Consider the following 22,847-nt stretch of genomic DNA (forward strand, 5'->3'; position numbering starts at 1 on the left):
CTCTGAATAATTCATCCTGGTCACTATAAAACAGAATTATGAACAAGATATTTATGATAGCGGTACTGGCCCTGACCGTTATATCCTGTAAAAAAGATTTTATCGAGCTGGCGCCCGAAGATCAGATCGGCGAGCCTAATTTCTATAAAACGGAAGCGCAATTCAGGATGGCGCTGACGGCCGCTTATACGCCCCTGCGCGACCTTTTTGAAAATGATTTCTATACTAATGAAATGAGATCAGATAATACGCATTATGAGTATTACCAGATCAACCGGGGTACCGCCTATACCATGCGCGAGAATATTGCTGATTTCACCGACGACCCTTCCAACAGCTATAGCAATGCCGTGTATTTTCATTGCTTCAAAGGCATTTCCCGGGCAAATATCATTCTGGACCGCATTGATGGCGGCACACTCAGTGATGCAGCAAAAAATGACATTGTAGGCCAGGCAAAATTCCTGCGGGCCTTCAACTTCTTTAAACTGGTACGATACTTCGGCGGCGTGCCCCTGTTTATACATGAGGTTACAGAAGCGGAACAGTCTTTCCTGCCGCGTTCTTCTGCAGCAGAAGTATATGCGCAGATCATCGATGACGCAAAAGACGCTATTGCCCGACTGAGCAATCCGGTTTTTGTATCCGGTAAACAATCAGGCCAGGCTACCAAAGGGGCGGCCACTATGTTGCTGGCGGAAGTGTATATGACGCAGCAGCATTATGCGGAAGCGGAAACCTTGCTTAATTCCCTGGCCGGAATGGGCTACGATCTGCTGCCCAAATACGCCGATGTATTTTCAACGAACAATAAGAACAGCAGGGAATCCATCTTTGAGATACAATACCTGGAAGGTTTGCAGGGTGGACAGCAAAGTAATTTCATTTACCTGTTCCTGCCCCGCTCGCAGAATACTACTTTAATAACCGGCGTTAAGACCGATAACAGTGGTATCGGTGGCTGGAATACGCCTACCAAAGATCTCATCGACGCCTATGAACCTGGTGATACCCTTCGCAAAGATGCTTCCATAGCAATGGCAGAGGGAACTTATAATGCAAGTAACCTGTTCACATTTACTGCTAACAAAAGCATCCTGAATTATAAACCGGCAGCCGGCAGGGTAGGCGTACCATACATTAAGAAGTACCTGAACCTGCATACGAATCCTAACAATACCAATGATAACTGGCCGGTATACCGCTATGCCGATGCCCTGTTGTTGCTGGCCGAAGCAAGAAATTTGCAGGGAAAACCCGCTGAAGCACTGGCGCCGCTGAATAAAGTGCGCGCCCGGGGCTTCGGCAATGCTACCCATAATATAACAACGACCGATCAAACCGCATTGACCGACATCATTGCACATGAAAGAAGGATAGAGCTGGCATTTGAAAATCACCGCTGGCACGACCTGGTACGTACCGGCAAGGCGGTAGAAGTGATGAATGCGCATGGTGCCCAACTGAAGCAATTGTACACTTACTTACCGGCGTCTTCCTACCAGGTAGATCAGAACCGGTTGCTTTATCCCATTCCGCAATCGGAAAGAGAATTGAATATTGATCTTACGCAAAATACCGGATATCCGCAGTAAGAAGAACGAAGTCGGAAGTCGGAGTGACAGAAGTCGGAAGTAAAAGAATAAAGAGGTAAGAAGTTTAGGATTGTTCATACATCCTGCTTCTTACCTCTTACTTCTTATATCTGTAAACTGTGGATTTTTCCTTTTATACAGGGAAAAAAAGTGTACCAACAAACAGGCAGGAATCCCCTATATTTGTAGCGTTGTATATTCAAAGAAATAACGATTCAACTGCTTACAGGTATGCTTTTCGATCAGCGGGCCTCATCTGTTGGAAAAATATTATATGGCGTGTTATGCCTGTACTTTCCCATTGCCGGTGTTGCCCAGGAAAGCCAGCCGCCAACAGATACGGCTCATAAAGTGCAGCTATTGCAGGAGATCGTGATCTCGGCTTCCCGCCTACAGGAAAAGCAGTTGACGGCCCCTGTGAGCATTTCAAAACTAAGTTCATCTCAAATACAACAAACTGCTGCACCCGGATTCTTTGATGCCATAGCCAGCATGAAAGGCGTTCACATGATCGTACCCGGCATGGGCTTCAGGATCATTAACACCCGTGGATTTTCCAATACAACGAATGTGCGGTTTGTGCAAATGATCGACAATATCGATAACCAAAGCCCACATATTGGCGCACCCATTGCCAATGCTTTGTCACCCGGCGATCTGGATATCGATCATGTTGAAGTCATTCAGGGCGTGGCTTCTGCTTTATATGGCATGAACGCTACGAATGGACTGGCCAACTTTACTACTAAAGATCCGTTTACCACGCAGGGATTCAGTATACAACAGCAGGTAGCCATTAATCATGTGAACGATCCCAATGAGGTGGCTGCCCAACTGTATAATGAGACCAGCATTCGCTGGGCGAAAGTAGTTGGTAAGCAATGGGCCATTAAAATTAATGCCGGTTATAACCGTGGTTATGACTGGATCGCCGATAACCGCGGCGACCTGAATCCAATGGCAAATGAAACCACCGGTTTAGTGGGTACTGATAATCCGGCTTACGATGCAGTGAACGGGTATGGCAATGAAAGCAGCAACCGCCGAACACTTTCATTGGGTGGAAAGAACTATGTAGTGGCGCGCACTGGGTATAACGAACGCGAGGTAGCGGATTACCGGCTCCGGAATGTCAAAGGAGATGTTTCACTATATTTCCGTCCATCAGCAGGAACGACCCTCTCATATACCTATCGCACCGCTTTTTTAAATAACATCTATCAACGGTCGAACCGTTTTCGTTTGCAGGATTACTGGTTGCAGCAGCATATCGTTCAATTCAAGAATGAGCTTGTACAGGCACGGGCTTACATAAATTCAGAGAATACAGGTCATTCCTATAACCTGCGTTCTATAGCCGAAAATATGGATGTGAATTTTAAGGACAATAACAACTGGTTTCTGGATCATACAAATGCCTATAACAATGCTATAACTGCCAATGCCAACGTAGCAGATGCCCACCAACAGGCAAGAGCGGCGGCAGATGAAGGGCGTTGGCAGCCTGGTAGCGGTGCTTTTAAAGATAAGCTGAAAGCATTACAGGAAATTAACAATTGGGATATTGGTGCCGCTTTAAAAGTAAAGGCGCACCTGGTGCATACAGAAGCGGCCCTTGACCTGGGGAAATTATTGCACACAAATTATGACCTGAAAATAGGCGCCGATTTCAGGGATTATATCATTGTGCCGGATGGAAATTATTTTATCAATCCAACTGATTCAGCTGCTGATTTAAATTATACCAGCTATGGCTTCTATGTGCAGGCTGCTAAAAAATTGCTACACGAGCGATTACAGCTCAGTGTGGTATTGCGTGGCACCGGTTACGAATATTTTGATCTTAAATGGAATCCGCGCCTGACGGCTGTATATGAGGTGGCCCGCAATAACGCTATTCGCTTTTCTTATCAGAATGGTTATCGCTTTCCCAGCATTTTTGAAGGATTTTCCAATATAAACAGTGGTGGGGTAAAACGGGTAGGCGGATTGAAAGTGATGTCCGATGGCATTTTTGAGAATTCCTGGTTAAAGAGTTCTATCGATGCTTTTACCGCCGCAGTAAATAAGGATGTAAATAACCAGGGTGTAAGTCAGGCAGCTGCCATTGAAAACAACAAAGGACTATTGCAACGTAATACATATTCATATTTGGAGCCTGAACAAATGCATTCGTTTGAAGCGGGGTACAGGTCCTTGCTGATGAATAACCGGCTGTCGGTTGATGCCGACCTGTACTACAATTTGTATTCTAATTTCATCGCCCAGATAGAAGTCAGTGTTCCCAATACTACTGACAGCGCCCGGATGCCTGCGTATTTGTATGACAGGAATAAACAGGCCCGCTACCGCCTGTGGACCAATTCAAAGACCATCGTACATAATTATGGCGCCGCCATCGAGCTGTTGTACATGATCAATAAACAATATGTTGTATGGGGCAATGCCAGTTATCAAACCCTGAAAAAAACAAATACCAGCGACGGACTGGAAGATGGTTTTAATACGCCCAAATGGATGGTGAATGCCGGCATCAGGGCAAAGAACGTATATAAGTCGCTTGGATGTAACCTGACCGCCAGGTACCAGCCAGCTTTTTACTGGCAATCGTTTCTGATCAATGGAAATGTGCCGGCTATTTTCAATGCCGATGTTATGGTGCAATGTTCTTTTATCAATCCGCAGCTGCAGGTGAAGCTGGGCGCAACCAATGTGCTGAACCATTATTATTATTCCATCTTGGGCGGCCCGCAAATCGGCGGTTTTTATTATACCACACTTTCTTATTCTTTTTAAATGTTGAATGTTGTGCTGGGAATGAGTAGCAAATGACAGGTTACCAGTTGCCTGCAGTTTTAAGGTTCAAGGTCCGGAAACCGGTATCCGGTAACTGGCAAACGGGTATATCTTTTGCCTATTTTTGATTAAAAAATATGGTCTTTCCCATTGGAGATGACAACCGGGACAGGAAAAGTATACCTGTCGTCAATTACCTCCTTATAGCGTTGAATATTTTTGCATATGTGTACTGGCAGGGGCTGGGCCTGAACGACCAGGTTACCTTTGCCTATTCCACAGTGCCAGCCGAAATATTAACCGGTCATGATATTGTAACCGATTCTAAGATTGCGGTGAACCCGTATGATGGGGAACGGTACAAGATACCGGGATTGGAGGTAACCAATATTCCGGTTTTCTTTACATTGATCACTTCCATGTTCATGCATGGCGGCCTTGCCCACCTGGCTGGTAACATGCTTTACCTGTGGATCTTCGGTGATAATATTGAAGACGCATTAGGCCATCTGAAATATCTTTTATTTTATTTATTGTGCGGTGTGCTCGCGGGTTTAAGCCATGTGTTCAGCACCGCGATCTTCGGACAAAATCTGTTGATACCCAGCCTGGGCGCTTCGGGCGCCATATCGGGCATGTTAGGCGCTTACCTGCGATTGTTTCCCGGCAAAGGCATCCACCTCTGGATCTTCTTTATCATTCTTACGGTGCCGGCATTTATTGCGGTGGGTATCTGGTTCGCTTTCCAGGTTATGAATGGTTTAGGTGCATTGGGCGGCGAAGAAGCAGGTGGTGTAGCCTATGCGGCTCACATTGGCGGGTTTATAGCCGGATTGCTACTGATAGGCACATTTGCCAAAGATTTTCTGGCCCGGCGAAGAGCGGCTTCCAGGAGGGGCTGGATCTGATTTCCAGATTTCTCGATTTCGAGATATTCGGATTTATGAAATCTCAAATCCAAAAATCAAAATTTGCGATTTACTTTTCAAATACCACCAGATCCGGCTGTGCACCCAGTTTTTCCAGAATAGCATTAATATCTGTGATCATTTTGTCAGGACCGCACACATAAAAATGTTTGTTGAAATCGGTTACGTGTGAACGCAGGAACTCGATATTGATGATGCCAAACTCATAACCCGTTTTACGCTCGCGGCTTAAAATGTATTGTGCGTTGCTGCCCATCATGCCTGTCAATTCGTCTTCATAAATAACATCAGCGGCTGTTTTGTTCGAAAAGAACAGCGTGTTGCCAGCGAGCTGGTTGTCGCGATGCAATTGCCGGAGGATCGCAATAAACGGCGTGATGCCGGCGCCACCGGCAATAAAATAACCGGGGCCTTTGTATTCAATGGCGCCCCACACATCATGCAGGATGATCTCATCGCCTGCCACCAGTTGATGAAGCTTCTGAGTAACACCTTTGTGATCGGCATATTGCTTTATCGTAAGTTCAAGTGTAGGCTCATGGGCTAATGATGTAAAAGTAAAAGGCCGCCTTTCTTCCTGCCAGCCCGGTTGGTTGATGGCTATTTCTGTCGCCTGTCCCGGAACAAAGTTATAACCGGTTGGTTTTTCAACGCGAAAGCTTTTAACATCGTGTGTTACCTGTTGAATGGCAATAATTTTAACAATATGCGATTCCATGAAACAGTTGTTTAAGCAGCAATCTACCAATTAAAATCATTCAGCCCCAATTATTTCCACAGTGCGAAGAATCTATTATTCAATAATTTACAAGCATGGTATGTTTGCAAAACAATGCTGGTACCGGGTTTGCAATAAGTAAGGTGTATTGTTAAATTAAACCAGCTTTATGAAGAGGATCATTTTTTCAGCAGTGTTGTTACTGCTGATCAACGCTGCCATTGCGCAGCATGTTGAGTATGGTATTAAAGGCGGTGTAAATTTTGCAAACCTGAATAATGACGCCGCTGATAATGATGTTGATGCCAAAACCGGATTTCATGTTGGCGCTTTGGCCCATATTCATGTAACCCGCGTATTTGCCATTCAACCCGAGATCATGTACAGCACGCAAGGTGCTAAATTCGGGAACGACAAACTGAAATTGAATTATGTTAATGTACCTGTATTGGCACAGTACATGTTTGGCAATGGTTTTAGAATACAAACCGGTCCGCAGTTGGGTATATTAACTACTTCTGAGTGGGAAAGAGGAGACGTAGAAACGGATGTTGACAACCTGAGCAATGCCGATTTTTCCTGGAGCTTTGGCGCGGGCTTTGTCGGCCGCAACGGTTTAGGTGTGGATGCGCGTTACAATCTGGGGCTTACCGATGTAACTAAAAGTAATACTACCGATTGGCAGAACCGCGTTTGGCAGTTCGGGCTTTTTTATCAGTTCAAACATCACTAGTGTTTTTTTAATTTCAAAAAGCTAAACTTTAAATGAAAGCGGCGCAGCTTTGCAGAATAATTTCTGCCGGCTGCGCCGCTGCTTTATGTAGTGTGTTACTTATTAAAAACCATAGCGGATACCTACCTGTATCTGCCAGGGATTACCGCCTGGTGTAATAACACCTGAGTTGGCGTTTACCCTGTAATTGTAATTTTGGGTGGCTACATCAAATCCGCTCGCGGGGTCAAGGGAATAGATGTTCTGTTTGCCCAGGTTTTTACTGGCGCCCCAGCTTTTGTTAAGCAGGTTTTCCAGGTTGAAAATGTCGCCGGATAATTCAATGTATTGCTTTTTCCATACGTTGAATTTTTTAGCTACCCGAACATCCCATACGCCATTAAAACGGTTGATGCCACCATTTCGTTCAGCAATGCCGCCCATGCTTTTTCGCAGATAGGTCTTCAGGCTCTTGCTGGCATTGGGATTATTCAGAATGCTGTTTATACCGGTGCGGTATTTCTCTGCTACCTTGACATCGTTGACATCGAAGATGTAAGCGAGGTCATTGGAAGCTACGAAATCGCCATTCACATTTCCGTCTACGGCTAAGGAATAGCGGGTGCCGCCAATGCCTGAATAACGTACACCTACACTAATGCCATAGAAAGTTGGCAATGTACCATAGAATACCACTTTATGTCTGAACTGTCCGTCGGAGTAAGACATCCTGCTCAGGTTGCGGGGATCATCATTCACCATCAGCGATAATGTAGCGGTATTGGCTACGTCGCCGTTATAAGAGGTATTGTCTTTGGAATCGTTCCAGGTATAGCTCCAGGAAATTTCTCCATCTCTGAAATAACGCCAGGTTCCATCTACTACAAAAGCAAACTGGTTTATTTTGCCTTCGCTGTTCAGTTCCAGTACACGGCCTACGTTAGTGCTTTTACGGCCTTTCATCCAGTCAGCTACGCCGTTGGTGGGATTGATGGTGTTTGCAGGCACGTATACACCGCGGTTGCCTTCATTCGATAAGGTAAAGTAGGGCGCATCCACCATGTTCTTGTCAACATACATATAGTTGTTGCGTGCAAGCGTTGCATACACCGTTACCCCCATTTTCAGGTTATTGGTGATAAAGCGGCTGTACGACAGGTTGGCTTTATACACCACAGGGATGCGTGCGTCCTTACCATTCATATTAATAGTGGCCAAACGGGGAACGCCTGCATCGAACAATTCCTTACCAGGCGCTGTAGACGGGTCGTTACGGTAGCCGGGGAAATTGGGTGTTGGAATGCCTGACTGAATATCTACCGACAATACCTTGGTTCCATCGAACACCATGTTATTGATCATGGCGTAGTTATTAATATCAGAGCCAAATACACCGGCGCCTAAACGCACGTAATCGCGGTGTTTTTCATTGATATCCCAATTGAACTGGATGCGCGGTTGTAGCTGGAAAGTTCCCAGTGAGCGGTTGGTAACCAGTCCCAGTTCATCGAACACCAGCTGGTTAAAGTTAGGTTTGTTGAAGTAGTTGGTGTAATCGGCCCGTAAACCGGCTGTCATTTCAAGACCAGGCATTAATTGCGTTTTCATCTGGGCGTATAATGCCGCGTTCAAAACGTTCTGTTTTACGCTGGGGTCATCTGCCAATGCCACTTCCCGTGCATAGCGGTAGGGGATAAGACTGTCAAATTTATTGAGTCCGACAAAGTAAAAGCGGCCGTTCATTTCACTGCCATACAAAGAGTTCATATGCGTATACTGGATGTCGGTACCAAACGTATAATTGAACTTGTTTGTATTGTAGTATAGGTTATTCACCAGTTGAAACACGTTGTTGTAAAAATGTTCCGGTGAATACCGTTGCCCGCCAAGCTGAATATTGGTTCGCAATGTAGACCCTTCCACGGTGCTTTCAATGCGTTCTACAATTGCCCGCGGAATATTTTGTTTGGGCAGCTGGCTGCCCGGGGTGCTTTCTTCGAAAGTATAGAGGTGCTGTAATTTTAATTCATTGGTCACCTTTGAATTCACCACCGTACGCAAGGTAGCGAGGAAGCTGTTGTTCCAGGCGTGCGCATCGGCATATACTTCATACAGGTTGATGGCAGTATTGTCATCCCGGCCCAGCGGTGCGCGGTCGTTCACATAGTTATTCCGAAGGGTTAGCAGGTTCTTTTGATTCAACTGCCAGTCTACCCGCAGGAAGGCGGCATCAGTATGTCTTTTCTTATCAAAAGAACCGGTCTGCTTTTCCTCAGACACGCCATATTTGGTTCTGGCAATTTGCAGAAAGCGGTTGAGCGTAGTTCCGGAAATGCCTAACCGCCTTTGATCAGCAATTGTTTGAGTATCTGCTATCAGTAAAGGCCGGGCATCGTCCTGCCGGTCCCAGGCAATAAAGAAGTGCACTTTGTTCTTGATGATGGGGCCGCCTATTGAAAAACCATACTGATTGGTAGAGAAGTCGTTGAAACGGCGGTTGCCACGCATGTCATACTTGCTCGATAACCAGTCGGCCCGAGAATACATGAAGGCGCTGCCCGATAATGTATTGGTGCCCGATTTGGTAACGGTGCTGATGGTGCCGCCGCCGCTGCGGCCAAAGGTAACATCGTACTGGTTGGTAACTACTTTGAATTCCCGGATGGCTTCCATCGACATGGCGTATGGGCCGCCGATACGGGTATTGGTACCACTGCTGCTGGTGGGGTTCTTGGCCGATGTGCCATCGATGGTTATATTGGTTGAAGAACCCAACATGCCACTCAGGTTGTTGCCACTGCTTAATGGCGACAGGTCGATCAGTGAGGTGAAGTTACGGCCATTCACCGGCAGCCTCGAAATATCGCGTGCTGTTACAGACGTTGCGGCGCCAAAGTTTTCGGTTTTTTTCCGCTGGCCCGTAGCGGTTACAGTAACTTCATTCATGCTGGCAGCAGAAACCTGCATGGTAATGTTAACACGCAAGAGATCACCCTGGTTCAGCGAATAGTCGGTACGCTTCTGTTCACCATAGCCAACAAACGTCGCTTTAATGGTGTAGGGACCGCCCAGGGGCAGTTCTTTAAAAATGTACTCACCTTTTGCATTGGTGAGTGTTGCAGTTGTAAATCCGGTTGATTCGTTGGTCAGCTGAATACTGGCTCCATGAACCGGTTTACGGTTCTCATCGGTAATTACACCAATAATGGAAGCCTGCGTGGTTTGTGCAGCTAGTTTGTTGCCTGTCAGGCCTGCCAATAGCAGGCATAACAGCATTGCAAAGAATGGTCTCTTCATTTTGATGGGTTACTTTAATATATATAAGAAAAATTTAGCTTCTGCGGGGTTTTGCCAGGCTATACATTGGTCGCTCAAAACCATAGACGTATAAAGCAATCAGTTGGTACTACAGTTTGAAGGATTAGAATTCCCATGAACAGTTAGTTTTTTGCCGTGCGAAAATAGGGTGCGCCTGTACGATTGTATACGGCGATTCATTTGATAACATTTATTTCATCTTAAATTAACGCAGGTAGGGAACAGCAAGCCGGTGGCCTGCTAATGAATAAAATGGCAACAGTCAGATGCGTGTAGAACCAAATACCCATTATAAACCAATGGAACCGGCTTCCCGGTGGTCTGGCTTTTGCTGCTTTATTGGTGTCAGCAAAACTATTTGTTATGCAACATCAAAAAAATAAACCGGGCAAGGCGGGAGCCGAAAATAAAGCAGGCCGTAACCAGGATGAGCGGCAGGAGGGAAATGAACTATTTGTTGATGCATCACAAAGGCTTGATGAAGAAGATGTGAAAGAAAACGATATGACAGACGATGACCTTGACTGGGATAATGAAAATGAAGAGAATCAGCACAGGCAGGGTATAGATAAAGCACCCGGAGAAGAGCAGGGGAAAGGAGATAAGGTCACCAATAATAATTTGAAGGGAAAACAGGTAGATGCTGATCCCTCGCAAGAGCAGGGTAAGCCATTAAAGCCTTAAAGAGAACCTTGTCTAATTGGTTAACAAACAAAACAGGCAGGTGATGTATTGCATCGGCTGCCTGTTTTGTTTTTATAAGTGTTAGATAGTAGGCATACCACCGGTTACCTGAACAGTGGCGCCAGACATATAACTTGCTTCTTCTGAAGCCAGCAATACGAATACAGGCGCCAGTTCAGCTGGCTGGCCGGCGCGCTTCAAGGGTGTTTTACTGCCGAATTCTTTTACCTTCTCAGCGGAAAAACTACCGGGTATCAGTGGTGTCCATATAGGGCCGGGAGCAACACAGTTTACGCGGATTCCTTTTTCTCCCCACATTTGCGCCAGTGTTGCGGTAAAGTTCTGTATAGCGCCTTTTGTTACGGCATATGGCATCAGGGCTTTATTCGGCGTATAAGCATTTACTGAAGACGTATTGATGACCGAGCTGCCTGGTTTCAAATGCGGCTCTGCCGCTTTGCAGATATGGAATAAGGCCGTTAGGTTAGTGCGGAAAGTATATTCCCATTCTTCTGTTGTAATTTCCTGTAACGATGAATGTTCCATCTGGTAAGCCGCATTGTTCACGATTATATCCAACTGGCCAAATTCCTGGATCGCTCTTTCTACCAGTTGTATACACTGTTTTTCATTGCTGATGTCGCCTGGCATCAGTATGGCTTTCCGGCCTGCTTCCTCCACATATTTGGCAGTTTCTTTTGCATCCTCCTCTTCATTCAAATAGGATATCAATACATCCGCGCCTTCGCGGGCAAAAGCAATGGCTACCGCTTTACCAATACCGGAATCACCACCGGTGATCAACGCCTTGCGGCCGGTTAATTTGCCGCTGCCTTTATAGGTTGTTTCACCGTGATCTGGTTTGGGATCCATCTTTTGTTCCGAACCCGGCATTTCCTGCTCCTGTGCAGGATAAGGTGGTTGCGGATATTTATCCACCGGGTTTTGTTTAGGTGCTTTTACTGTTGTACTCATGACATAAATTTTTGTTTAAGCAAAGCACCTATTATTATGCCATCTGGCACTCCGGGCGCGGAGAGGCGGATGCAGGAAATTTTTTTACAGTTACCTGAATGCAGGGTAGGATTTTACCCAGATTTACCACACCAGCGGCGCCGGCTCATTTTTCCAGAAAATGACTCTGAATTCCTCATAATGGTTGCCATTGCCAATGGTATGATCATCCCGTTGCCCGGCATTCAGCCTGAGTTTGTGGATCATACCCGAACAGGAAGCCACCCATAATGTTTGTTCGTCATCGGAAATGACCATACTTGAAATGGTGGAACCCAGGAAATGCCGCCAGCTGTTCTTTCCTTGCTTGTCAAACGCTTTGATATTGCCAGTGGCGTCGCCAAATATATAACCGGCAGAAGTCGGTACGGCTGCATAGATCCGGCTGTTCTTATCAATGAAAGAGTACCTGTCTTCTTTGGTGTTATCTTCTCTTTTTAGATCCTGCAGATTAGTGGCCGGAACACTTATGGTAATGCCACTATAAAAATGACAGGAGTTCAAAACAAGCTGTTGACCGTCTTTAGCGAATAATGCATAATGCGGATAAGATGATTGCGGACGAATGGCATGGATCTCATGACCATCGCGGTTCAGGATCCTGTGATAGGAATTTTGATCGCCTACGACTATAAATGAATCGTCATGAGATAAGGCGGCGTGTTCCATGTCAATATAGGATGCCCATTCTTTATCTTCAGGGTCAGGTACCGGGTGGATCAGCGAATGTCCATTAGCGGTAAGCAGGTAAATGCCTTCAGGAGAGATCAACAAAACCGATAATCCATCATTGAAAGGAATTACCTGCGATACTGCCTGGTTATTTGCCAGGGGAATATTGAATGCAGCAATGGGGCTGCCTTGCCAGCCTTTGTAGGTAGTTATTGTATTTGCCGCTGCAATGGCAAAAATATCATTCCGGTGCGATCTGCCGATTGATTGGATTGTATCAGGCAGTTGTTGGATGGTTCTGTTGGTTAACGTGTAGGCTTTTCTTTTTTCATAAACACTGCCAATAACGAATGCTATCTTATTGTTGCTGATATAGCACAGGTTCTCTATACATTGGCCCTGTTCATGAATGATATTGACGAACGGTGCATAAGCAGGTGGGAACATTGCTCTGAAGGCGGAAGTGTTGTCTTCTTTATTCGCTTTTTTTAACAGGGAAAGAACCTCGGGGGCCAGTTCATTTCTATTGTCAGCAGGTTCAATGCCTTTCCAGTTCTCATAGCCGTGTTCTTCAATAAAGGCTATCATTGCATTTATTTCTTTAGCATACGAACTTCCTTCCTTATTCCACGTTGTTTGCAGTAATGTGATCTTATCTGCCAGGTTCATGCAGCCCTTCCTTTTTTATTTCGCACATTTTGAATCTATTTCCCACAGGATGGATATACAGTGGTGAAGCCATAAAACTAAAACAGATTTTATTTTCGTTTATAGCTAATTAATAAGTGTGTTATTTTGGTCAATAAGCGTGTTGTTTTGACCAATAAGTGTGCAGCAGAATGGGTGCGTTATGACTGGTTGCTTTTAATCTGAAATGCTACGTGTTGTTGTGTAGTAATCCTGGTGAATCATTTTTACCGCGTATGTGTAAACTCATATAAATGGTTGCTCTCGCGGTTTGAACTAACCGGTTCTCCTAAACCGAAATACGTTTTATTTCCTATAGTAAAGCAAACACTTCCCTGGTTGCTATAATAGTTAGGATTGTAGGTAACCTCTTTCCAGCCCGTTGTTGTTGCTGACGGTTTAAATTGGTACAGTTCACCTGATCTCAAACCCATGCCCATATAACCTGCACCGCTGTTGGTGGTTGCTACGCGACACGCTGTTTGTGGGCCGGGTACATCATTAATTGGTTGCCACACCTTCGTTTTGTAATTCCAGGTATAACACAAATTAGGTTGCGTTGAAAAGTTCCATTCTGTAAAGCCTAAGTCTAAATATACCAGGTCGCCCAGTACAAAAGCCGATCCGTAGTAACAATAGTAAACCTCGTTTCTGTAATTCGTTGGAAGAATAGCAACATGCTCCCAGGTTTTGGCAGCAGCATCAAACTTTAATATACCAATAAATTTTGCGCTGCCGCCGGTAGCGCCACCGGCCACATAGCCAGCTCCATCAATGGAAAAACCAACGGCGCCGTAAAGCGCATAAGCATTATCTCCAAGTGGTAGATCGCTCAGTTTGGTCCAGCTTTTAGTGGCCGGATCAAATTCATAAAAACTGCGATAGCCGCCGTAATTACTATAAGGAGGTGTATCATAAGAACCGCCGCCTACATAGGCTTTATTGCCAATAACAAAACTAAATCCTGAATTCATAGGTGAACCCGGATAGTCGCCGATTTGTGTCCAGGTATCTGTCGCAGGATCAAATTCCCATACGTCATTCAGGTTGCCGTTAGTGCCACGCCCGCAACAAACATATCCCTTCCCGTTTACTGCAAATGATACAGGGAATTTTCGCTGGGGCCCCGGAAAATTCTTCATTCTTTTCCATGAACCGCGGGGAAGGGTGGTATATCTTACCGTTTTGCCATAATATACCTGGCCATCAATCTTGCCATATGCCCGTATAGCATAGGTAACACCAGGATAAGTAGCATCCAGTCTGCTGGTATACGTTTTAGCGCCGCCGGGTGTAATAACCCTGATCTTCTGGTCTAAGTTCACAAAAGGGCCCGTCCCATTCTTGTTGTAAACGAATCCGTACTCCGAGGCATGGCCGGATATTATTTCGCCATTCAGGATCAGTTCATCATCGTTTACCACCTGCAGCTCACCGGTTTTAACAAAGTCACTATCTGTAATGTTTACGGTTTCCAGATCTTTTTTACAAGCCGACAGTAGTGATAATACTGCAGCTATCAGTACAATATTTTTCATAAATACATTAGAGTTCCAGCGTGATACGCATTAATTTTCCTTTTTCAACAAGCACGTTTCCATAAAAAGTATAGCCGCCGGAAAGCTGCGATGACCTGAAAGAAACGTGACAGCTATAATAATAGCTGCCAGGTTTCAGTGAAGTGATCTTTATTCCTTTTTCAACCTGGTCTGTGGCTTTATTGACAAAAGGAGCTGTATTAACATCCTTGCTTACCACTGCTGATAAGTAAAGCTCATCATACGGTTTTGAAGTTGTAAGGGTAAAATGCATCCCACCGTTTTCCGAAGTCTTGGTGCAGCCCGAAAAGCCAGTCATCGTTAATAGCAGAATAACAGTAAGAAAAATTCGGTTCATAGAAAAAATTAGGGAACAGGGTTATCTGAAATATGGCGCAATATCTGTCTTCTTTTTGAAAAGCGCAAGTGGGCTGACAGCGGTAAGTGAAGGCCGATAGCCGATGCAACAAAGAAGCCGCCATCCAAGGTTGGAAACATAGGTAGGGAATAAGTTGTAATTTTTGATAAGATGGCAGGCATTAAAGTAAGGTATGGATTTAGCATTATCGGTTGGCTAAATTACTTTATTGGTGTGCGAACAGGAATGGAAATAGAAATGTCACGAAGCCTGCCCAGATGCAATAAACGGGAAGATAGAACGAAATAACTTTTCCAACGCCGCTGAGCTCCGTCTTTTTAGCCAGTACCCTGATCAACTGCCAGGTCACCAGCAACAGGTTTATCAGGATCAGCACATTCCCCCCCAGCACGGCCGCCCTGTTGGGCGTAATACCCCAGGCAGAGATACGGAAAAGGATCGCAGACAACGCAATGCCGTTAACGATGAGCGTTACAACAGATAGTAAAGTAAGCACCCATGTTTCTGCCTGGCTTTTAGTGGCTTTCGTGGTTTCTGCAACAGAAAAGAAGATGATGGCCATAACGCCGATCAGCAGCGCATTAAACACCAGTAAAAACTCCCGGTCATTATAAGGGTCTTTACCCGAGTAAATGATGGCCACGAGGTAAATGACCAGCATTACCAAGACGAGCGGACTGAAGATCCTGGCAATTACCGGCGACACTTTGCCAACGAGCTGCGGATTGGTCTGGGTAAGAAAGGTGCCTAAAACTGGTGCAGCCGGTAAACCAAAAATAACCACATTTTGCATGTACCACTTTTCAATATGCAGGCCGATCAGGGAGAATAACCCAATAGTTATACCACTCAGGATGCCACCGGCTAACACGATAAGTGTTGTCATGACTACCAGGTCGCCGTTATAACTTAAAAAGTTCAGCCGTTTCTCTACATCGTTTTCCCGTTCGCCAACAAAAGCAAAACCTGTCACTGACCACAACACCAGCAGTAAGTGAATACAGGATAGTATTAATGTGTCGCTGTTTTTATTGTCAGGAAGGAAGTTGATAAACACGAGACTGGCCAGGCTGATCCCAACAATGAAGACAATTTTAGGGATTGATAATTTATTCTTCCACCCAAAATAGGCCGAGAGTATGGGGAAGATGATAAAGCCGGCATTCCTGGAATAAAAGAATTCCTCGTCTATGGGTAACAGCGCCGGCAGTTTCGCGATCGTCCCTGCAAAGAGGACGGCAAAAAGCACAAATAATAATTCTTTCCTGGTGGCCCGGTTAATGTCATCGCCTTCATAATTCAGTCTTTCGTTCCAGAAATCCGCAAGCGGATTGCCACTGAGTTCCGGATATAACGAACTGAAGCTGCGCTTAAAGAGGGATTTGTTCGCCCGGTACATGCGCTCGAGCTGCCGGGGCTCGTTCAGGTGGGCCCGTATTTCTTCTTTCATAAGTTGATGTTTACAAATGGCAGGATATTGTTGAGCCAGTAGTTTAATTCCAGTAAGTGCCATCCAGACCCAAAACGGTACCTAGCCACAGGCCAATGATGAATATGATCACGCTTACAATAACGGCAACGGCTTTGTGTAAACCCAGCTGGCTATTAAATTGTACAAGGAAGTAATTACATAACCCGCCCATGGCGCCGGCCAGCGGAACTATGATCAGTGGTTTTATCCGCCATAGTTTTGGCCATTCAGGATTGGGTTCTCCGGCGGTGATCAGGAATAGCGAGATCAGCAGCAAACCAATCACTGCGCCTACGAGCATTCGTTTAACTAAGGAGCCCTGGTTTTGCTGTGCAGTTGAATCGTTTTTCGGTGTCATTAGAACTGGTTTTATTGTTTTTAAAATAAAAGAACTTTGAAGTACAAAGTGTAACGAGAAAAAAATTTATAACAGGCTGTTCCCTTCCTGAACGGATATAGAAGTTCGTTCGTGCTGTTGTTGTATTGTCCTCATCATGTCTGTTTCTGCGATTTGATTAATTTTTCCAATGTTTTCAGATGATCATTAAACGCCTTTTTGCCCGCCTTTGTCATAAAGTACTTCGTGTTCGGCTTTCTGCCAATAAATGATTTTTTCACGCCGATGAAGCCCTCTTTTTCCAGTACTTTCAACTGGCTCGCCAGCTTGCCATCAGTGATATTAAAATAATCTTTCAATGAGTTAAAGTCAAGCTTGTCATTCACTGCCAGCACCGACATAATGCCAAGCCTGGTCCTGCTTTCAAATGCCTTATGTAAACCATTAATTGATATTTTCACTTTTCTCGTACTTGTAATGCAAATAAATGCCGTAAATAATATGCACCCCGCCAAAACCTATAGCCCAGCATAATGTACCGTACTCAATATAATATGAACTGAATAAACCTAACGCTATTTCAATAAGCCCCATATATTTCACCTCTTCATACGTAAACTTACTGGCATTGTACAGGGCAAGGCCATAAAATAATAATGAGAAAGGAGCCATGAAGCCGGTCAGTCCTTTCGCGATCATGGCCACGATCAGCAATCCCCCAGCTACAAGCGGAATGGCCATAGCGTTTATTACCCGGCGTGTGGTAGCATTCCAGAGCTTCTCACCACTTTTGCTGGCCTTTTTCCAGGAAAGAAAAACAGCAGTGCCCAGGGCCAGTATTAAAACCGCAATCGCTATAAGAACTACCCTTAGTAAAGTGGGCGATAAAGGTTCAGCTGAAATAGTGCTATCTGCTAACCCGGTTGGATTAAAATCAAGTACCTGGTACGAGATCCAGGCACCTGACAGTGCATAAATGCCTGCCATAACACCTGCCAAACCAGAGAGTGACAGGAATTTGGTAGAGCGCTCCATCATAGAGCGGATCTCGATCAGATCACGGGCATAATCCGGGCTTTCTTTCATACGAAAGTACTTTGTATTTCAAAGTTAATAAACGAAGATGAGATTTGCAAGTGCTTTTTGGCGATCTGATTGCATTAATGCTTTGAAGCCTGAGGGTGAAGAACTTGCGCAGTGCCTGCAAATGAAACTATTGAACTTTATCTTGAATGAAGACTCACTACCCGGGTAATTCTCCATTGGCCTTTTTCGTTCCGCCAGATATGTACGAAAGGGGAATAGTTCGACATGGTGGTATCAACTTTATTATGAAAGCGGTGATAACCCATTTGTACTGCGCCATAGTCTTTAATGGGATACACTTCTATGCTACCGTCTAATAATTCGCGGGTTACTTTGCCGCAAATTTCGTTTTTTAACACGGTGATCAATTCGGCTTTGGATGTTAATACGCCGTTGCGGTCATGATAATATTCCAGTGAGTCAGACATCAACAATCCCTGTACTTCCAACCGGCAATTGTTATAAGCATCTTCCCACAGGCTGTCCATGTGCACAATGGTGTCATATAATGCCTGCGACTCAGGCTTATAGGTAGGTACCTGAAGTTGCCACGGGTGTTTGGTGGTTGTGCAGGAAAGGACGATCAATAAAACAATAACGGCGTATACTTTTTTCATACCAATAGTTTTAGCAATACGTTACCTGTTCTTACCCTACCCATGCACATTACATGCCATGCCAGGTCGTCACCCCGATTTGCATCTGTTGGGAATATTGTTTATTTTTCGCCGCCTGAACCCACAATCGCGCCTGATGCAATACCTGTCACCATCCACATTCTTTGGAGTTACCTTATCTGCACCTCTCGATAAAAAAGCCATTCAGTTAGGAAGAAAAAAGCTGTTTGCAGAACTGGAGCTTGGCGGCGGCAGTACCATCGAACTGCACGGTAAACAGCTAACCAAAAACGACATCATTCAATATTTCGATGATCTGCTGAAAGAGGATACCCTCAATTATCATAGCGCAGTAGCGGAAGACCCGGTATTGCTGCGTTTCCTGGAAGAAGCGATCATCGAACGGAAAGAAATGTTCCAGGACAACCCCCTGTATGAAGAGGAACGGTTCATTCACTGGATAAGCCCTTATTTCTGTCATTCGTTCCTGGCATTTATGACTACCTGTTTTCTCGTGGAGCCGGATGAGGATGGATTGCTTTATTTACTGGCCAACAATCATTTCATGACCGCTGAGGACGCTGCAAAGGGTTGGGATGCCGTTGTGCGCATTCTCATGGAAGATATTTCCACGCTTGATCGATACGACGAACAGGCGAAAAATAAAAGGGAACCTGCGCTCTCGCCAATCGAATACCTGATGGAGTTCCGTTATATCAGGCTCATCCAGTTACTTCCGCAGAACAGGTTTGCCAGTATCAGGGATAACTACGCGCATTGCATGCTAAAAGTTTCTATAGCCGTTTTTAACGGGGATAACCAACATCGTGATACGGTGAGGACCTGGTTGGAAAATGCGGAGTTGCTGGCCGTTTCCGAGGCCATAAAAGCTGGCATTAACGAAAAGATCCGGGAGTTGGAAGCTATCCATCCTCCCGCCGAAGAAAAGAAGCGTGAATTTTCACCCCTGAAGGTTATAATTATAGCTGTGATAATCGTGGTCAGACTGGCTACCTGTAAAAGCAATTCCTCCACCAGCTATTATCAGAACACGCCAATGGTTTTCCCGGAGACTTCGCCGTTTTCCCGGGAACGTATACTTGACTCGCTGGAGCGCAAGTATCCGCATATGGATTGGAAAACGATCGAAAAGAACAAGCGGGAAATGGATTCAGTGAGGCTTGATACTTTGACGGATGTTTCCATCCCATAAATAAAATTGTATAATTTTTACCGGCCGGTTTAATATCAGCCGGTAATTTTTGTTATCAGCCTTTCAGCCCAGTACCCTTGATCGATTCTTCCCGGTCTTTGTCAATGAGCAATTCGTACATCCGGTAAACGATGCTTAAGATCTCATCAGGGTTTTTTCTCGCCAGCGCCTGGTCGCCCCGGGTCTTCAATAACTTTATTTCACTGAGATTGCTATAGGCTTCATCGGGTTTCATGGAATAGTACATGTAAAGACTGGTAACATAAGAGATATCCTGCTTTCTGATATTCCAGGTCAACCGGTCCATTTCACTGATCTTTAACCGCAGGTATTGCGTACTGCAGTTATTGATCCAGCTGTTCTCTTCCGTGTTCATGCTCTCCAACCGTTGCAGCAGTGCAGTGTTGCCGGTTTGCAACAACAGGAGCCGGTAATTTTCTTTTTTATTATAGTATTCCTCTTTGAGGTCCACGATCCGGTCACCTTTCTCAGCCGCATCGATCACCTGAGACAGCCGCCGCTTTTGATCATCCAGTTGATATTTAGTATCTGTTACATCATCTTCTGACAGGGTTTTTAATTTTTCCTGGATAGCTTCCAGCTCTTTGATCGCTTGTTGTAAAGCTGCACTTTCTTCATATTTCTCATTTTTCAGCAGCTTCTCCAGCTGGCGCTTGCCCAGCCGGTACAAATAATCGGTCTCCTGCTGAAGCCGGGTTACATTGACCGTTCGGGCAGAAGGATTGAACACCTGCCTGAACTCCGCATCGATCATGCTGATATAGGCCGTAACTGTTATATCCCGGCTTTCACTGATCTCGAAAGTAAGATCTACATCGCAGCCTTTGATGAGGTCCGACTGCAGTTGTTTACCACTGATACTGACGATGCCGATAGGAAGGTTCGATTGGGGCGATGCATAGCGGCTGCCTTCCAGTACATTGATCAGCAGCTGATCATCACTGCCTTTCGCGATGGTCCTGCTGAGGATCTTGGTAATTGACTTTTTGATGGGAAGAATGGCATTCCTTTCAAAGATCAGTTCCAGGTGGGTGATATTATTTTCTATGTCATCTACTTCCAGGCAGATATCGTGCGGCAGGGGCTGGCCGTAAATGGAGAACTTTCCCTGAACGATCATGATATCAGGAATGGATACCTGTAAGGCGAAGCCCTGCGCGTCGAATAGTTTCATATTGAAAATGTTCAGGCTGTTGGGCAGCAGCAATAACATTTCGCTGATCTTTTCGGCTACGGGTTTAAGGCCGCTGTCGAAACCACCATCGGCGCGGGTAATGCGGTAATTGCTTCCGGCTGGTGCATTTTTTATGATGGCGGCTAAATACTCTTCTGTGTCGCGGCTGTTTGCCTGGTAAGCGGTCTTCACTTCAATCGCGACGGCTTTCTCATCTTTTTTCTTGTGGGAACCATCAATAGCGGGCTGTTGTTCTATAGGCAAAGGCTCCGCTTTGGCAGGTCGTCCTCCTGCATACCAGGCTGCCCCTTCCACTACAGCCGTCGTAGGATCAATGGAGATGTTTACCTTGATGCCCAACTCCTGCGCCAAAAGGCCCCGCACCAGGGGAATATAGGTACTACCGCCTACCAACACGACCTCCGTTATATCCGAAGGCTGCAGGTGGTTTCTGGTGAGCAAGTTCCTGATGAACGAAATGGATGCCATGATCCGCTCACGGATGATGGCGTCGAACTGTTCGCGGCTGATGGAAAAATAAACTTCATGGTCTTCGCCGGCCTCATCGGTAAAATCAAATTCTATCTCAACGTGGTTGTGACTGCTCAGGCCGATCTTCGCTTCTTCTGCCTTATACAGCAGTTGATAATACAACTTATTATACTTTCCGTTTGCGCTCAGCATTTTGGTTGCAAGATCTGTGATGCCGAACCGGCTTTCGAGGTAGGGGATGAACAATGACGTCAGGATCGCATTGTCGAAATCGACGCCGCCAAAGAAATTATCACCTTCATGGTCAATGACCTTCATCTCATCATCCTCAATAACGACCAGGGCTACGTCAAAAGTACCGCCGCCGAGGTCATACACGAGCCATTGTCCTTCCATGCCCGATTTCCCTTCCCTGTTAGCGAACGCCAGACTGGCGGCGATAGGTTCCTGTAACAACAGCACTTCACGGAATCCTGCGGCATAACCCGCTTCCTTGGTGGCATTGCTTTGTATGGTATCAAAACTGGCGGGGATCGTTATCACTACGCTGGCAGGCGACTCGCCGGTAAAAATGAAGTTTTTCAACTCCTGCAGGATGATCGTGCTTAGTTCAATTGGTGACTTGAAAGAACCATTGTTAGGAATAAAATAACTTTCGCCGGTGCCCATTTTTCGCTTGAAAGAAGCGAATACATTGGCCGGATCTTTTTCAACATATTCCCGCGCCTTATCGCCGATGAGGATCCGGTCTTTCCGGAATGCTACCACGCTCGGCAGGGTTACCTTCATGCCTGATGGGTTTTTGAAAATAGCTACACTGCCATTATTCGCCTTCGCGATCAGGGAATTGGTAGTGCCCAGATCGATGGCGAAATTGATAGTCGACGACATATATGTTAATTATTTTATTTATTACCGACAATGACCACGCCTTTTTGTAATAAAGAGCGGCTGCCTTCCTGTTGCGTATAAACGATTGGTTTGATCACATCCAGCACATACAGGTTACCGGCAGCTTCACCGGTAATACTGGCTTCAAGGTCGGTGCGCACTTCATTATAAGGCTCACCGAGAGGATTGAGCAGCAATAGACCGGCTTCTTCCAGAACGGATTTCATCCGGTCAATATTTCGAATGATGCCTGTAGATGGCTGTCCCGTGGATAATTTCTTTTCAAGTTCGAAGACAAGATTGGCCATTTTTATCCATAGGTGTTGGGGCATAACGGGGTAATATTTGATTACAATATAGAAGGCGGGGTCCAAAAATCAAAACTTTTCCACCATCGAACAATTTATTCCGGGCAATATTCGTGCAGTTTTGGCAATAACCGTGTCGTTTTGGGCAATAAGTGTGTTAAAGCGGTCGGCAACCTGCTTTCACGAGCCTGACCC

19 protein-coding genes are annotated in these 22,847 nt (G+C 45.4%); 6 read left to right on the forward strand and 13 right to left on the reverse strand.

The window, feature by feature from the left end; genetic code table 11:
• Nucleotides 1-38 precede the first annotated feature (38 nt).
• From JUB15_RS11220 to JUB15_RS11230, 3 genes are all read left to right on the forward strand, one after another.
• Nucleotides 39-1,595 carry a RagB/SusD family nutrient uptake outer membrane protein gene (locus tag JUB15_RS11220; RefSeq protein WP_207512553.1) on the forward strand — a complete coding sequence of 519 codons (1,557 nt, stop codon included), beginning with the start codon at nt 39-41 and terminating at the stop codon, nt 1,593-1,595.
• A 231-nt stretch (nt 1,596-1,826) separates the two neighbouring features.
• The gene (locus tag JUB15_RS11225; RefSeq protein WP_207512554.1) at nt 1,827-4,391 is read left to right on the forward strand and encodes a TonB-dependent receptor; all 2,565 of its coding nucleotides are present in this window, start codon (nt 1,827-1,829) and stop codon (nt 4,389-4,391) included.
• Between the two features lie 137 nt (nt 4,392-4,528).
• Complete coding sequence (locus JUB15_RS11230; RefSeq protein ID WP_207512555.1) at nt 4,529-5,299, forward strand: rhomboid family intramembrane serine protease; 771 nt, start codon at nt 4,529-4,531, stop codon at nt 5,297-5,299.
• Between the two features lie 70 nt (nt 5,300-5,369).
• Here JUB15_RS11230 and JUB15_RS11235 read toward each other — a convergent pair whose 3' ends face one another.
• The gene (locus JUB15_RS11235) at nt 5,370-6,038 is read right to left on the reverse strand and encodes an FAD-binding oxidoreductase (RefSeq protein ID WP_207512556.1); all 669 of its coding nucleotides are present in this window, start codon (nt 6,036-6,038) and stop codon (nt 5,370-5,372) included.
• Nucleotides 6,039-6,207: 169 nt separating this feature from the next.
• Between JUB15_RS11235 and JUB15_RS11240 the strand changes: the two genes are divergently transcribed.
• Nucleotides 6,208-6,771: a porin family protein gene (locus JUB15_RS11240; RefSeq protein WP_207512557.1), complete on the forward strand. Its 564-nt coding sequence runs from the start codon at nt 6,208-6,210 to the stop codon at nt 6,769-6,771.
• Nucleotides 6,772-6,873: 102 nt separating this feature from the next.
• On the opposite strand, the gene JUB15_RS11245 is transcribed toward JUB15_RS11240, so the two are convergent.
• Nucleotides 6,874-10,047 (reverse strand): TonB-dependent receptor, encoded by a 3,174-nt coding sequence (locus JUB15_RS11245; RefSeq protein WP_207512558.1) that lies wholly within the window; start codon nt 10,045-10,047, stop codon nt 6,874-6,876.
• A gap of 384 nt (nt 10,048-10,431) precedes the next feature.
• Here JUB15_RS11245 and JUB15_RS11250 point away from each other — a divergent pair, with 384 nt between their 5' ends.
• Complete coding sequence (locus JUB15_RS11250) at nt 10,432-10,752, forward strand: hypothetical protein (protein WP_207512559.1); 321 nt, start codon at nt 10,432-10,434, stop codon at nt 10,750-10,752.
• 81 nt (nt 10,753-10,833) lie between these two features.
• Here the strand turns inward: JUB15_RS11250 and JUB15_RS11255 are convergent, their stop codons facing one another.
• The 9 genes from JUB15_RS11255 to JUB15_RS11295 all read right to left on the reverse strand — a co-directional run bounded on the left by JUB15_RS11255 (nt 10,834) and on the right by JUB15_RS11295 (nt 18,553).
• Entirely contained in the window at nt 10,834-11,727 is an 894-nt protein-coding gene (locus JUB15_RS11255) for an SDR family oxidoreductase (RefSeq protein ID WP_207512560.1), read from the reverse strand.
• Between the two features lie 123 nt (nt 11,728-11,850).
• Nucleotides 11,851-13,107 (reverse strand): hypothetical protein, encoded by a 1,257-nt coding sequence (locus tag JUB15_RS11260; RefSeq protein WP_207512561.1) that lies wholly within the window; start codon nt 13,105-13,107, stop codon nt 11,851-11,853.
• 245 nt (nt 13,108-13,352) lie between these two features.
• Nucleotides 13,353-14,663 (reverse strand): Kelch repeat-containing protein, encoded by a 1,311-nt coding sequence (locus JUB15_RS11265; protein ID WP_207512562.1) that lies wholly within the window; start codon nt 14,661-14,663, stop codon nt 13,353-13,355.
• A gap of 7 nt (nt 14,664-14,670) precedes the next feature.
• Complete coding sequence (locus JUB15_RS11270) at nt 14,671-15,021, reverse strand: hypothetical protein (protein WP_207512563.1); 351 nt, start codon at nt 15,019-15,021, stop codon at nt 14,671-14,673.
• Between the two features lie 226 nt (nt 15,022-15,247).
• Complete coding sequence (locus tag JUB15_RS11275; protein ID WP_207512564.1) at nt 15,248-16,492, reverse strand: hypothetical protein; 1,245 nt, start codon at nt 16,490-16,492, stop codon at nt 15,248-15,250.
• A 43-nt stretch (nt 16,493-16,535) separates the two neighbouring features.
• Nucleotides 16,536-16,871 (reverse strand): hypothetical protein, encoded by a 336-nt coding sequence (locus tag JUB15_RS11280; RefSeq protein WP_207512565.1) that lies wholly within the window; start codon nt 16,869-16,871, stop codon nt 16,536-16,538.
• 134 nt (nt 16,872-17,005) lie between these two features.
• The gene (locus tag JUB15_RS11285; protein ID WP_369411533.1) at nt 17,006-17,311 is read right to left on the reverse strand and encodes a winged helix-turn-helix domain-containing protein; all 306 of its coding nucleotides are present in this window, start codon (nt 17,309-17,311) and stop codon (nt 17,006-17,008) included.
• Nucleotides 17,295-17,936, reverse strand: coding sequence for a hypothetical protein (locus JUB15_RS11290; protein ID WP_207512566.1), 642 nt, complete (start codon nt 17,934-17,936; stop codon nt 17,295-17,297). The genes JUB15_RS11285 and JUB15_RS11290 overlap by 17 nt, the downstream gene beginning before the upstream one ends.
• A gap of 137 nt (nt 17,937-18,073) precedes the next feature.
• The gene (locus JUB15_RS11295; RefSeq protein ID WP_207512567.1) at nt 18,074-18,553 is read right to left on the reverse strand and encodes a nuclear transport factor 2 family protein; all 480 of its coding nucleotides are present in this window, start codon (nt 18,551-18,553) and stop codon (nt 18,074-18,076) included.
• Nucleotides 18,554-18,611: 58 nt separating this feature from the next.
• Between JUB15_RS11295 and JUB15_RS11300 the strand changes: the two genes are divergently transcribed.
• Nucleotides 18,612-19,766, forward strand: a complete 1,155-nt coding sequence (locus JUB15_RS11300; RefSeq protein WP_207512568.1) for a hypothetical protein — start codon at nt 18,612-18,614, stop codon at nt 19,764-19,766.
• A 55-nt stretch (nt 19,767-19,821) separates the two neighbouring features.
• Here the strand turns inward: JUB15_RS11300 and JUB15_RS11305 are convergent, their stop codons facing one another.
• Together JUB15_RS11305 and JUB15_RS11310 are read right to left on the reverse strand one after the other, a co-directional pair.
• Nucleotides 19,822-22,344, reverse strand: coding sequence for an Hsp70 family protein (locus JUB15_RS11305; protein ID WP_207512569.1), 2,523 nt, complete (start codon nt 22,342-22,344; stop codon nt 19,822-19,824).
• A gap of 14 nt (nt 22,345-22,358) precedes the next feature.
• Complete coding sequence (locus JUB15_RS11310) at nt 22,359-22,676, reverse strand: hypothetical protein (RefSeq protein WP_207512570.1); 318 nt, start codon at nt 22,674-22,676, stop codon at nt 22,359-22,361.
• Nucleotides 22,677-22,847 lie beyond the last annotated feature (171 nt).

The organism is Longitalea luteola, assembly GCF_017356035.1.
GTDB classification, from domain to species: domain Bacteria; phylum Bacteroidota; class Bacteroidia; order Chitinophagales; family Chitinophagaceae; genus Niastella; species Niastella luteola.

Coding starts and splice junctions, on each gene's coding strand:
- JUB15_RS11250 (WP_207512559.1), top strand. CDS start 10,432: ATGCAACATCAAAAAAATAAACCGGGCAAGGCGGGAGCCGAAAATAAA.
- JUB15_RS11255 (WP_207512560.1), bottom strand. CDS start 11,727: ATGAGTACAACAGTAAAAGCACCTAAACAAAACCCGGTGGATAAATAT.
- JUB15_RS11240 (WP_207512557.1), top strand. CDS start 6,208: ATGAAGAGGATCATTTTTTCAGCAGTGTTGTTACTGCTGATCAACGCT.
- JUB15_RS11265 (WP_207512562.1), bottom strand. CDS start 14,663: ATGAAAAATATTGTACTGATAGCTGCAGTATTATCACTACTGTCGGCT.
- JUB15_RS11225 (WP_207512554.1), top strand. CDS start 1,827: ATGCTTTTCGATCAGCGGGCCTCATCTGTTGGAAAAATATTATATGGC.
- JUB15_RS11235 (WP_207512556.1), bottom strand. CDS start 6,038: ATGGAATCGCATATTGTTAAAATTATTGCCATTCAACAGGTAACACAC.
- JUB15_RS11280 (WP_207512565.1), bottom strand. CDS start 16,871: ATGACACCGAAAAACGATTCAACTGCACAGCAAAACCAGGGCTCCTTA.
- JUB15_RS11305 (WP_207512569.1), bottom strand. CDS start 22,344: ATGTCGTCGACTATCAATTTCGCCATCGATCTGGGCACTACCAATTCC.
- JUB15_RS11270 (WP_207512563.1), bottom strand. CDS start 15,021: ATGAACCGAATTTTTCTTACTGTTATTCTGCTATTAACGATGACTGGC.
- JUB15_RS11295 (WP_207512567.1), bottom strand. CDS start 18,553: ATGAAAAAAGTATACGCCGTTATTGTTTTATTGATCGTCCTTTCCTGC.
- JUB15_RS11300 (WP_207512568.1), top strand. CDS start 18,612: ATGCCAGGTCGTCACCCCGATTTGCATCTGTTGGGAATATTGTTTATT.
- JUB15_RS11310 (WP_207512570.1), bottom strand. CDS start 22,676: ATGCCCCAACACCTATGGATAAAAATGGCCAATCTTGTCTTCGAACTT.
- JUB15_RS11220 (WP_207512553.1), top strand. CDS start 39: ATGAACAAGATATTTATGATAGCGGTACTGGCCCTGACCGTTATATCC.
- JUB15_RS11275 (WP_207512564.1), bottom strand. CDS start 16,492: ATGAAAGAAGAAATACGGGCCCACCTGAACGAGCCCCGGCAGCTCGAG.
- JUB15_RS11230 (WP_207512555.1), top strand. CDS start 4,529: ATGGTCTTTCCCATTGGAGATGACAACCGGGACAGGAAAAGTATACCT.
- JUB15_RS11290 (WP_207512566.1), bottom strand. CDS start 17,936: ATGAAAGAAAGCCCGGATTATGCCCGTGATCTGATCGAGATCCGCTCT.
- JUB15_RS11260 (WP_207512561.1), bottom strand. CDS start 13,107: ATGAACCTGGCAGATAAGATCACATTACTGCAAACAACGTGGAATAAG.
- JUB15_RS11245 (WP_207512558.1), bottom strand. CDS start 10,047: ATGAAGAGACCATTCTTTGCAATGCTGTTATGCCTGCTATTGGCAGGC.